13 protein-coding genes are annotated in these 11,622 nt (G+C 45.5%); all 13 read left to right on the top strand.

Going from position 1 to position 11,622, the window contains the following annotated elements:
- Positions 1–5 precede the first annotated feature (5 nt).
- The 13 genes from AC0VYA_RS07640 (at position 6) to lipA (ending at position 11,579) form a co-directional block, all read left to right on the top strand.
- Entirely contained in the window at positions 6–527 is a 522-nt protein-coding gene (locus AC0VYA_RS07640; protein WP_011574401.1) for an LPS-assembly lipoprotein LptE, read from the top strand.
- Positions 527–1,549: a DNA polymerase III subunit delta gene (gene holA, locus AC0VYA_RS07635; protein ID WP_475490600.1), complete on the top strand. Its 1,023-nt coding sequence runs from the start codon at positions 527–529 to the stop codon at positions 1,547–1,549. The genes AC0VYA_RS07640 and holA overlap by 1 nt, the downstream gene beginning before the upstream one ends.
- Complete coding sequence (gene nadD / locus AC0VYA_RS07630; protein WP_475490599.1) at positions 1,546–2,205, top strand: nicotinate-nucleotide adenylyltransferase; 660 nt, start codon at positions 1,546–1,548, stop codon at positions 2,203–2,205. Before holA ends, nadD begins: the two co-directional genes overlap by 4 nt.
- A 38-nt stretch (positions 2,206–2,243) precedes the next feature.
- Positions 2,244–2,561 (top strand): ribosome silencing factor, encoded by a 318-nt coding sequence (gene rsfS, locus AC0VYA_RS07625; RefSeq protein WP_006994605.1) that lies wholly within the window; start codon positions 2,244–2,246, stop codon positions 2,559–2,561.
- Positions 2,562–2,607: 46 nt separating this feature from the next.
- Entirely contained in the window at positions 2,608–3,078 is a 471-nt protein-coding gene (gene rlmH / locus AC0VYA_RS07620; RefSeq protein ID WP_473479756.1) for a 23S rRNA (pseudouridine(1915)-N(3))-methyltransferase RlmH, read from the top strand.
- Positions 3,079–3,080: 2 nt separating this feature from the next.
- A complete protein-coding gene (mrdA, locus tag AC0VYA_RS07615; RefSeq protein ID WP_475490598.1) occupies positions 3,081–5,012 on the top strand; it encodes a penicillin-binding protein 2 in 1,932 nt (643 codons plus the stop codon).
- A gap of 15 nt (positions 5,013–5,027) precedes the next feature.
- On the top strand, positions 5,028–6,152 hold the full coding sequence (gene rodA / locus AC0VYA_RS07610) for a rod shape-determining protein RodA (protein ID WP_011574396.1): 1,125 nt from the start codon (positions 5,028–5,030) through the stop codon (positions 6,150–6,152).
- A 50-nt stretch (positions 6,153–6,202) separates the two neighbouring features.
- The gene (mltB, locus tag AC0VYA_RS07605; protein WP_475490597.1) at positions 6,203–7,321 is read left to right on the top strand and encodes a lytic murein transglycosylase B; all 1,119 of its coding nucleotides are present in this window, start codon (positions 6,203–6,205) and stop codon (positions 7,319–7,321) included.
- Positions 7,311–8,276: a septal ring lytic transglycosylase RlpA family protein gene (locus AC0VYA_RS07600; RefSeq protein ID WP_473479750.1), complete on the top strand. Its 966-nt coding sequence runs from the start codon at positions 7,311–7,313 to the stop codon at positions 8,274–8,276. Before mltB ends, AC0VYA_RS07600 begins: the two co-directional genes overlap by 11 nt.
- A 176-nt stretch (positions 8,277–8,452) precedes the next feature.
- On the top strand, positions 8,453–9,625 hold the full coding sequence (locus tag AC0VYA_RS07595) for a serine hydrolase (RefSeq protein WP_473479748.1): 1,173 nt from the start codon (positions 8,453–8,455) through the stop codon (positions 9,623–9,625).
- 17 nt (positions 9,626–9,642) lie between these two features.
- Positions 9,643–9,909, top strand: a complete 267-nt coding sequence (gene ybeD, locus AC0VYA_RS07590) for a DUF493 family protein YbeD (protein WP_198136279.1) — start codon at positions 9,643–9,645, stop codon at positions 9,907–9,909.
- A 61-nt stretch (positions 9,910–9,970) separates the two neighbouring features.
- The gene (lipB, locus tag AC0VYA_RS07585; protein WP_475490596.1) at positions 9,971–10,624 is read left to right on the top strand and encodes a lipoyl(octanoyl) transferase LipB; all 654 of its coding nucleotides are present in this window, start codon (positions 9,971–9,973) and stop codon (positions 10,622–10,624) included.
- Positions 10,617–11,579, top strand: coding sequence for a lipoyl synthase (lipA, locus tag AC0VYA_RS07580; protein ID WP_475490595.1), 963 nt, complete (start codon positions 10,617–10,619; stop codon positions 11,577–11,579). The genes lipB and lipA overlap by 8 nt, the downstream gene beginning before the upstream one ends.
- Positions 11,580–11,622: the final 43 nt, after the last annotated feature.

Raw genomic sequence — 11,622 nt, 5'->3', positions numbered from 1 at the left:
ACGCAATGCGAAACCTCATCATCTGCTTATTCTGTAGCCTTATTATCAGTGGTTGCGGTTTTTCATTGCGTGGCAATTATGAGCTACCCGCAAGTGTTTCTCAGTTAAGGGTAGGCTCAAGCGAAGCACACTCGGCGCTAGAGCGCGCCCTTCGCAATGAACTAAAGCCATACAGTGTTGAGGTGATTGACTCTAGTGTGAAAGGCACCTCTAACACCTCTAGCATATACCTGTTGAGTGATGTTCTTGATAGACGTTTATTATCGCTTTTCAGCACAGGTCAAGTCGCTGAGTATGAATTGATTTACACTGTTCGCTATGAGCTACAGTTTGCCAATAGTGATGCTCAATTGCTCGAGTTTGATATTAAGCGAGAGTACCAAGATGATCCTGATGCCGTATTGGCAAAATCTCGTGAGCTTGAACTGGTGTTATCTGAAATGCGCAAACAAGCGGCAATCCGTATCATCCATCAAATATCAATTGCCCAGCGCACCATAGCAAACACAGCACCCATTAGACCTTAATGCAAGTTTACCCCAATCGATTTCACGCAACGTTGAAAAAGGGCCTGCAGCCCTTTTATCTCATTTTTGGTGATGAACCCCAGCAAAAGCTGACGGCGATTAACCAAATACGCGAACTGGCTACTGAGCAAGGATTTGACGAAAGACAAACCCTCGTGGCCGATGCGCAGTTCGATTGGGCAACATTACTCGAAGCAACGCAAACGCTCTCGTTATTTTCTTCTCGTCAGTATATTGAGCTCGAGTTGCCCACAGGGAAACCTGGCACCCAAGGCAGTAAAATACTGACCGAGCTGAGTGCACAAAATAATCCTGATATTCTATTGGTTATTCACGGAGCCAAAATTGGCAAGGACGTGCAAAACAGTAAGTGGTTTAAAGCCCTTGATAAACACGGTACGTATGTACCTTGTTACCCACTAGAAGGTAACGCTCTGCAGCAGTGGTTAATGGAGCAAATGCGTACCCAAGGATTACAAGTCACGGCAGATGTAACCCGACTTTTAGCGGAGTATTGTGAAGGTAATCTGCTAGCCGCCAGTCAAGAAATTAAAAAGCTCTGTTTACTCTACCCTAATGGCAACCCAACCATAGAAGAGGTGGAGCAAGCAGTGGTTGATCAATCTAGGTACAACGTCTTTCAATTGATAGACGTGTTGCTTGCAGGGGACAGCCAAAAGTCAGTGAAAATGCTATATCGCCTTGAAAGTGAAGGTGTAGAGCCAAATATTATTATGTGGGCGCTAACCCGCGAATGGCAGACACTACGCGCACTGCAAGCCAGCAAACAGGCAGGACAAGCCATAAACTGGAATCAACATCGCATTTGGAAGAACCGTCAAGGTATGTATCTATCTGCCTTACAGCGATTATCTCCTATTCATTTGCAACAACTTCAGCACAAACTCAACATCATGGACAGCGCATTGAAGCAATCCCAAGTGGAACGCCCATATGTTGAACTTTGTCACCTGTGTTTGCTATTTATTCCTATGTCTTTAGATAACTTTGCTTTAATTTGAATAACTTACGACCAGCATTAGGCATATTTGGGGGGACATTTGATCCTGTCCACTGCGGCCACACTGAATCCGTTATCGTGGCAGCACAGCAAGCTGGTGTGCAATCTGTGGCGATGCTACCGTGTCATATTCCCGTGCACAAAAATCATGCCCCCAGTGACAGTCATCACCGCTTAGCCATGCTGAAAGTAGCCATTGAGCAGTACCCGCAGTTGTATATTGATGAGCGGGAAATACACAGCGATACGCCTTCATACACCATTCACACGCTGCGAGCATTGCGCAAAGAGTATCCAAAGCATCCTCTATGCTTTTTTATCGGTATGGACTCCCTGCATTCGTTGCTGAGTTGGAATGAATGGCAAGCACTATTCGATTATTGCCATTTTGTTGTGTGTTGCCGTCCAGGTACTAAAACGCCCTTGAGTGAAGAATTGAAAGCTCTACTAGTAGAGCGACAGGTCGCCACTAATAATGCCCTGCACAATGCATTACATGGTAAAATATTTCTTGCCGACACACCGGAACTGGACATATCTTCTAGCGAGATACGCTGGCGTATAATTAACAACTTACCAACAGACGACATGCTCGCTCCGAAGGTACGTCGATACATACAAACACATAAGTTATATCAGCCGAGCACCACTTTCTGATAAACTTAGACTTCGCCCGTTCAATATAAGGAATCCCTTTGGATCACCAACAGTTAAAAGCCTTTGTGGTAGAAAAAATTGAAGACCTAAAAGGTCGAGATATCATAGATTTAGACGTATCAGAAAAATCAAGCGTGACAGAAACCATGCTGATATGTTCAGGAAACTCAAAACGACATGTGGTCTCTATTGCCGAAAATGTAGTGGTTGAAGCCAAACAAGCGGGTAATCCACCTCTGAGCATCGAAGGCCGTGAAGTTGGCGATTGGGTATTAGTTGATTTAGGTGATGTAGTGCTACACGTAATGCAAGACGACGCCAGAGATTTTTATCAGTTAGAGAAACTTTGGGGCTAATTCCCCGTCGAAGCACTAGCTGTAACATTGCAAAGTAGATAACACCATGCGAATTCAACTAATAGCCGTTGGCAGTAAAATGCCAAGTTGGGTTGAACAAGGTTACCAACAATACGGTAAACGTTTTCCTTCTGATATGCCCCTTAGCCTAACAGAGATACCTGCTGGTAAGCGCGGTAAAAATGCGGACATAAAACGTATTTTGCACAAGGAAGGCGAATTGACCATGGCAGCAATTCCTAAAGGCAATCGCATTGTGACTCTCGAAGTGACGGGTAAGCCTTGGGATACGCCAATGCTTGCGAGTAATATGCAAAAGTGGCAAATGGATGGACGGGATGTCAGCCTACTCATTGGCGGCCCTGAGGGCTTAGCACCGGAGTGTATTGCTGCATCTGAACAAAAATGGTCTCTATCTCCGCTCACTTTGCCCCACCCTCTAGTCAGGATCATTGTCGCTGAAAGCTTGTATCGAGCTTGGTCGGTGAATACCAACCATCCGTATCATCGAGAATAATCATGGCTCGTCATCGTGTAACGATTAAAGACCACACCGCTGAAGCAAACCTTTTTGCTCGGCGTACGGTCATCGCTATGTTGGTCATTTTCATGATGATTGCCATGGTATTGAGCAACCTATACTACCTGCAAATCACCCGCTTTGAAGATTATCAAACGCGCTCTAATGGCAATCGCATAAAAATATTGCCAGTCGCGCCGAACCGCGGGTTAATTTACGACAGAAATGGCACTCTGTTGGCTGAAAACCGTCCCGTTTTCAACTTGGAAGTCATTCCTGAAAAGGTAGATAATTTAGAGAGAACGCTTGGCCTGTTGAGCGTATTGCTCGATGTGGACGAAGACGAAATCACCGACTTTTATCGAGAAATAAAACGCAATCGACGCTTCAAACCCGTGTCTTTGCGTAAACGTTTGACTCCAGAAGAAGTCGCCCTTTTTTCTGCCAATCAACACAAGTTCCCAGGAGTGAGTGTAGAAGCTCGCTTAACACGACACTATCCATACGGAAAAACATTAACCCATGTACTGGGTTACGTATCAAAAATTAATAAAAAGGATCTACAAAAGCTTAGCGAAGCAGGCCTTGAAGCAAATTATGCCGCAACCCATGACATAGGAAAGCTTGGGGTTGAAAAGTACCACGAAGATATTCTGCATGGTCAAGTAGGTTATCAAGAGGTAGAGGTCAACAACCAAGGGCGCGTGATCCGCACGCTCAACTTTAGCCCTCCCGTTCCAGGGCAAGATATCGTCCTAAATATCGATTTGAAACTGCAACAAGAAGCAGAGCGCATTTTAGATGGTGACAAGGGTACCATCGTAATGCTTGATTCAGATGACGGTGGTGTGTTGGCCATGTTCAGTAGCCCTAGCTACGACCCCAACTTATTCGTTCACGGTATTAGCAGTAAAAATTACAGCGCGTTATTAAATTCAAATGGGCGCCCACTGATTAACCGCGCCACGCAAGGTCAGTATCCTCCAGCTTCAACCATAAAGCCTCATTTAGCCTTAGTTGGCCTAGAAGAGAACACAGTGACCCCAAAAACGCGCATTTTCGATAACGGCAAATATCGCCTAAAAAATGTAGAACACGTGTGGCGAGACTGGAAACGCTGGGGACATGGGTGGGTTGATTTAACCTCAGCCATAGAACAATCCTGTGACATCTACTTTTACGATCTGGCTTATCGGTTAGGTATCGATAAAATCAGCGATAACATGTTTGAATTTGGTTTCGGCGATTACACCGGCATAGATTTACACGAAGAGTCAGATGCAAACATGCCCAGCCGTGGCTGGAAGCGTGCTCGATTCAATCAACCCTGGTACATCGGCGATACCATTCCCGTGGGCATTGGCCAAAGTTATTGGACCGTCACTCCTATCCAATTGACACAATCTATCACCACCTTAGTCAATCACGGACATCGTTATATTCCGCAGATATTGCGCGGAAAATACGTTAACAATGAAGTAGTGCTTGAGGGCAGCAAAGAGCGCCGCCCGATGGACATTAAAAATGATAAAAACTGGGACACTGTATTAGATGCCATGTACGGCGTAGTTAACCGCAAAACCGGTACGGCTCGTCGTGCGTTTGTTGATACACCCTATGTGTCGGCGGGTAAAACCGGTACAGCACAATTGGTGGCCATCGCCCAAGATGCAAAATATGATGCCGAGAGCTTGGCTGAAAACTTGCGCGACAATGCCATGTACGTGGGTTTTGCGCCCTATGAAAAACCGGAAATTGCCGTTACCGTGGTGCTTGAAAATGCCGGTGGCGGTAGCTCACAAGCCGCTCCTTTGGCCAGAATGATGATGGATAAATACTTTGAAGAGCGAGAGTTTGCGCCTAAACCGGACGTAAAAGAACGGGAAGTATCGCAAGATGTCGCCCATCAAACCACTTCACACACTCATTAGGCACTGACGATTGTTATGAATATGATGCTACGCACCAAGCTTGACCCCAATAAGCGTTCTTTGCTCAATCGCATACATTGTGACGGGCCGCTACTCATCGGGTTGCTGGTACTGATGGCCGTTGGCTTAGTAACGATATATTCTGCCGGGGGCCAAGACTGGCAACTCATTGACCGTCAACTTATTCGACTCGGCTTGGCGCTTGGGGTCATGTTGGCCGTGGCGCAAATCCCACCGTTAGCCTACCAAAAGTTATCTATTTATTTTTATATACTCGGGATCGCCATGTTGGTTGCGGTGATCGTATTCGGCCATGTAGGAAAAGGCGCTCAGCGCTGGTTGGACTTAGGGGTAGTGCGTTTTCAACCTTCAGAAATAATGAAGCTTGCTGTTCCCATGATGGTGGCTTGGTACATCAGTCAATTTAACCTTCCCCCGAAATTAAGGCACATATTATTTGGCTTTATTTTGGTAGGCGTTCCCACGTTGTTGATTGCGCAACAACCTGATTTAGGCACCTCTTTATTAATTGCCAGCTCAGGGATATTCGCACTCTTCCTTGCTGGTATGAGTTGGCGCTTCATCGGAGGTATTGCCTTAGCGGTATCCATATTCAGCCCTATCATGTGGAACTTCCTCATGAAGGACTATCAAAAACAACGAGTATTAACCTTCCTCAATCCAGAAAGCGACCCATTGGGGTCTGGCTACCATATTATTCAATCACAAATTGCCATAGGCTCAGGCGGCGCCGAGGGTAAGGGTTGGTTGCAAGGCACTCAGTCTCAATTAGAATTTTTACCCGAGCGACATACAGATTTTATTTTTGCAGTATTTAGTGAAGAATTTGGTTTTTGGGGCGTGGTCGGCTTATTGGCCATTTATACTTTCATCGTTATCCGCGGCATGATCATCGCAAACCGCGCTCAAGATGCCTTTAGTAAGCTACTCGCAGGCAGTATTACGCTAACATTCTTTGTTTATGTATTTGTTAATATGGGTATGGTATCGGGCATACTACCCGTAGTCGGTGTGCCCTTGCCGCTCGTAAGCTATGGAGGGACATCCATGGTCACCTTACTCGCAGGGTTTGGCATTTTAATGGCCATCGCCACCCAGAAACGGTTATTGTCCCGTTAACACTTATATATAGATTTGCTAATGTACTTAGCACGTCAGTGGGTAAATTAATGTTGTCACTTTGTGGAGCTAATGTGTCGTTCTCAACCTTATGTAATCGTCTTTTTCGCCGCGTACCCCACGTATTGCTTGCTCTTAATCTAATAGTATTGGCACCAATAAGTAGTGCACAATCTCTGCCTGAGGCAGAAACTGCCTTCTTGGACGCCATAGTAACAAAGCACAATTTAAATCGCGAAACGGTGCGGCAGTTACTTAACCAAGCTGAAAAAGACCAAGCAGTGATCGATGCGATAAAACGGCCTTGGGAAGCAAAGCCTTGGCATCAGTATTACCCCATATTTTTGACTGAGAAAAGACTACAAAAAGGCCTCGAATTCTACCAAGCTCACCGGGAAACATTGGCCCGCGCAGAGAAAGAATATGGTGTACCAGCAGAGATGATCGTCGCTATTTTAGGTATTGAGTCCTTTTATGGTACCTACAAAGGTAACTACACAGCGCTCAATGCCCTCTACACTCTGGGCTTTCACTATCCGCCCCGTGCCTCATTTTTCAAAAAGGAATTGGCTCAGTTAATATTGTTAGCGAATGAAGAGGAGTTTGATGCCAAGCAGTTACAAAGCTCTTACGCAGGGGCTATGGGCTGGGGGCAATTCATTCCATCTAGTTATCGCCATTATGCAGTTGATTTTGACAATGACGGCGTACGCGATTTACTGAATAACCCAGTAGACGCTATTGGCAGTATCGCCAATTATTTTAAACGTAACGGCTGGCAACGAGGTGAATCGATTGCTTTTCCAGTAAACGTAACGCCTGGAAACGCAAAGCCTTGGTTAAGAAAATCCCTTAAGTATCGTGAGACCTTTGCCCAGTTGCACCAAGCAGATATTAGCATTGATGTCGAAACAGCTAAGCGCGTCGGGATCGAAAAAGCCCAAGATAAGTGGGATGGTATCGCGGCTGATAGTGACGCTAAATTACTTAATTTTGCCCAAGCTAGCGGGCACGACTATTGGCTTGGGTTGAAAAATTTTTACGTGATCACTCGCTATAACCACAGCAAATTGTATGCAATGGTCGCGTTTCAATTTAGCCGACAATTAGCCAGCGGCATCAACTCGTTAGACAAAGACGCACAACTGAGTTCACAAGATGATGCTTAAGTACGCGTTTTTAATCATGCTGGTCACATTCATAGCGGCGTGCGCCAATTCGCCGAGTTCAAATAACAGCCGCTACAGCCAGCATAAAGATTCCGCTCCCAGCGCGATTAGAGATGGAATAAAGTTTGATGATGCCGAACCTATGTATGAACCCTACGCCCTTGCGAATTTGCGCAGCTATTCAGTTTTAGGCAAGCAGTATACCCCTCTTAAAACCGGTAAAGGATACTCAGCTACTGGCGGCGCTTCTTGGTATGGCCAGAAATTTCATGGGCATCTCACGTCCAACGGTGAAACCTACGACATGTACGCCATGAGTGCTGCTCATAAAACATTGCCACTGCCTTCGTACGTAAAAGTAACTAACCTAAAAAATGGCCGCGAAGCCATAGTCCGGGTAAACGACCGTGGCCCGTTTCATGACAAAAGAATAATCGATTTATCTTATGCAGCTGCAATGAAACTCGGTATGTTAAGTACAGGCACTACCCAAGTTAAACTAGAGGTCATTCATATTGACGAAGCAGGTATGCAGACAGTGGGTAACGGTTTATCTGAGCCACCTACTCCGTTAAAAGATGATGCTATGCGTAACGACAATGTACAAATCGCCCAAGTGCCCCGCGTACCGGCTTTAGGTACAACATCGGCTACATCACCAAACTCACCTAGTGTCGCATCTGCGCCGCCAATAGCGACTCCTACAGAAATACCCACCCAAGAAAAGGTATTCATTCAAATAGCAGCCCTGAGTAACGATCAGCGAATTACCAAAATTGGTAACGCCCTGGCAAATTTGTATCAAGTGCCTTTTGTTGCACCACTTGAAGAAGGATTATATCGCTTAAGACTTGGGCCATTTACGTCCGAGCACGAAGCATTGGGGATCTTAAATCAGCTGCGTAAAAGCGGATATAGCGACGCTTACAAGTTTTATCCTTCGAATGAGCCCTAGGTTAAACTTTCCGTCCAGAAGATTGTCTTATGAGCGCTTTTTAACGATTTTGTTTTGTGTAACAATTTTTGTTGTCAGCGCAGCAAAGTCATTGAAAAACTGATATATTAGCCATCGTTTTAGGCGCGACACGTCAAACACCACTTTCTTAACAAATATCACATTACGGTAGGTCCATGCGAAACACCAAGACACTCATATTAGCCATCTTTAGCTGCTTCTCCCTTTCCTTTTTATCTCATGCGGCGAGTGCAGCGGTCATCATACCTGACGCGCCTTCCGTATCGGCTAAAGGCTTTATTTTAGTCGATTTTCAAACCGGCAAGGTGATTGCTGAGCAAAATTCTGATATTCAGATACCGCCAGCAAGCTTGACTAAAATGATGACAAGCTACGTGATCGGCAAAGAGATCGCCAATGGCAATATTAAAGACACTGACATGGTCACGATTTCAGAAAATGCTTGGGCCAAGAACTTTCCTGATTCATCTAAGATGTTTATCGAAGTGGGTACACAAATTTCGGTGGGCGACTTAAATCGCGGCATCATTGTACAGTCGGGAAATGATGCATGCGTGGCGATGGCAGAGCACATTGCCGGTAGCGAAGATGCGTTTGCCAGCATGATGAATTTGCACGCTGAAAAGTTAGGCATGACGTCAACGCACTTTGTAAACAGCCATGGCTTACAAGATGCCGACCATTACACGACCCCTCGGGATATGGCGACCTTAGCCCGCGCATTGATCACAGATGTGCCAAATGAGTATAAGGTTTATAGCGAAAAAGAGTTTACCTACAACAACATCAAGCAATATAACCGTAACGGTTTATTGTGGGATAAAAGCCTGAATGTGGATGGCATAAAAACGGGCCACACCTCAGATGCAGGTTATAGCTTGGTGTCCTCAGCGACCCAAGGCGACATGCGTTTAATCGCGGTGGTCATGGGCGCTGATAGCGAGCGTGCACGTAAAGTTGAAAACAAAAAGCTGCTTAAGTATGGGTTTAGATTCTATGAAACTATTACCCCGTATCAGGCAGGCGAAAGCTTTGTATCACACCGCATATTTATGGGCGACAAAGAGACTGTAGATCTTGGTATTTCACAAGACACCCCCATTACTATTCCTCGCGGTCAGAGCAAAAATTTAGAAGCCAACTTCGAGCTAGATAAGAAGTTAGAAGCACCTTTGGCTAAAGGTGAAGTAGTTGGAAAGTTATTCTTGCAATTAGACGGTGAAGACGTAGCCGAATATCCTTTGGTTACATTACAAGAAGTAAAAGAAGGCGGTATGATTGACCGCCTTGTAGACTTCGTTAAACTGCAACTTGGCTTTGATAGCTAAGACAAATTGAGCAGAATATTATGCAAACCCAATTTGATAAATTACTCGACTTCCCTTGCCACCAAACCTTCAAGGTCATGGGTGTAGCGGATGAACGGTTACCGGATCATGTCATCAACTGCTTGCAAAACCATGCACCTGGTGACTATTCCCCCAGTGTAAAACCGAGCTCAAAAGGCACTTACCATTCGTTGTCTATCAGCGTGCGTGTAACGAGCAAAGAGCACATGGAAACCATCTATACTGAGCTTTCTAAGCTTGAATTGGTTCGTGTAGTTCTCTAAAAGCAAGCTATATATAGCGCACCTGTCTGTGCGCTATTCTTCTATAGGACACCACTAAGGTTTGAACGACACAACCCCCGTCATTATTCGCCAGCTCGGACGCCAAGCGTATTTTCCGATTTGGCAAGCGATGCAAGATTTTACCGATTCGCGGGACAGCAGCAGCCAAGACGAAATATGGCTAGTTGAACACAACCCTGTATTTACACAAGGCCAAGCCGGTAAAGAAGAGCACCTTCTTGCCCCAGGGGATATCCCAGTCGTAAAAGTCGACCGAGGTGGTCAAGTCACCTATCACGGCCCTGGCCAACAAATGATGTATGTGCTGTTAAACTTAAAGCGACACGGCTTAGGTGTACGCACCTTGGTTAGCGCATTAGAGAGCTGCATTGTTGATACATTAAAAGAGTACAAGGTAGACGCTTACCCCAAGGCAGATGCCCCTGGTGTGTATGTTGATAGCAAAAAGGTCTGCTCAATTGGCTTACGTATTCGTCGAGGATGTTCCTTTCATGGCCTTGCCCTGAACGTTAATATGGACTTAGCTCCCTTTCAACGAATTAATCCTTGTGGTTATGCCGGCCTAGAAATGGTAGATTGCACCCAATTAGGCGGGCCAGATTCACTCGCTGTTGCTGGCCCAGCTATCGCCGAAAAATTATGTTCATTGCTTGGTATTGCAAGCGTCGAAAACAAAGAAGGTTTTGATGAGTAACGCACGTCCACAAGCCGGAGAAAAACTCCGGGATGATGAAAAAGTTAAACATATTCCGATCACTATCATGCCCACTGAAAAGGCAGAGATGTTGCGCAAACCAGAGTGGATTAAAATTCGCTTACCGCGCACCACGGATCGTATCGATCATATTAAAAAGACATTGCGTAAAAACAATTTGCACTCGGTGTGCGAAGAAGCAAGTTGCCCCAACCTTGCTGAATGTTTTAACCATGGTACTGCGACCTTTATGATTTTGGGCGATATATGCACCCGTCGCTGCCCGTTTTGTGATGTTGCTCATGGCAAGCCACTGCCTCCAAGTGCAGAAGAGCCAGTCAAATTAGCCAAGACCATCGCTGAAATGCAACTTAAGTATGTGGTTATCACCTCTGTGGATCGCGATGATTTACGTGACGGTGGCGCCCAACACTTTGTTGATTGCATAAACGCTATTCGCGAGCACAGTCCAACGACTAAAATTGAAGTACTTGTACCCGATTTTCGCGGTCGTATGGACAAAGCATTAGAGATCCTTAAAAACGGCGTGCCAGATGTGTTTAACCATAATTTGGAAACCATCCCTCGCCTATACCGTGAATGTCGCCCTGGGGCAAACTATCAGTGGTCACTTGATTTGCTCAAGAAATTCAAAGAGCAACATCCTGATATCCCTACCAAATCAGGCTTAATGATGGGCATGGGCGAAAACAAAGAAGAAATCGCAGAAGTACTTAAAGACTTACGTGCTCATAATGTTGAGATGCTTACCCTTGGTCAGTACCTACAACCGAGTAAGCACCATTTCCCATTAAAGCGTTATGTGCATCCTACGGAATTTGACGAGCTTGGCGTGATCGCAAGAGATATCGGCTTTACTCACGCCGCATGTGGCCCTATGGTGCGTTCAAGCTACCATGCTGATAAGCAAGCAGCCGGTGTAGAAGTTAAGTAATTATCACTCTACCGTTTGCATATAAAAACAAAACTCGCCAATC

It is taken from the genome of Paraglaciecola sp. QJM3NY_14 (assembly GCF_056173245.1).
Note: the sequence above shows the minus strand (reverse complement) of the source record. Positions and strands in the feature narration are given on the sequence as shown.

Coding starts and splice junctions, on each gene's coding strand:
- AC0VYA_RS07640 (WP_011574401.1), top strand. CDS start 6: ATGCGAAACCTCATCATCTGCTTATTCTGTAGCCTTATTATCAGTGGT.
- holA (WP_475490600.1), top strand. CDS start 527: ATGCAAGTTTACCCCAATCGATTTCACGCAACGTTGAAAAAGGGCCTG.
- rlmH (WP_473479756.1), top strand. CDS start 2,608: ATGCGAATTCAACTAATAGCCGTTGGCAGTAAAATGCCAAGTTGGGTT.
- mrdA (WP_475490598.1), top strand. CDS start 3,081: ATGGCTCGTCATCGTGTAACGATTAAAGACCACACCGCTGAAGCAAAC.
- rodA (WP_011574396.1), top strand. CDS start 5,028: ATGAATATGATGCTACGCACCAAGCTTGACCCCAATAAGCGTTCTTTG.
- lipA (WP_475490595.1), top strand. CDS start 10,617: ATGAGTAACGCACGTCCACAAGCCGGAGAAAAACTCCGGGATGATGAA.
- AC0VYA_RS07595 (WP_473479748.1), top strand. CDS start 8,453: ATGCGAAACACCAAGACACTCATATTAGCCATCTTTAGCTGCTTCTCC.
- AC0VYA_RS07600 (WP_473479750.1), top strand. CDS start 7,311: ATGATGCTTAAGTACGCGTTTTTAATCATGCTGGTCACATTCATAGCG.
- mltB (WP_475490597.1), top strand. CDS start 6,203: ATGTTGTCACTTTGTGGAGCTAATGTGTCGTTCTCAACCTTATGTAAT.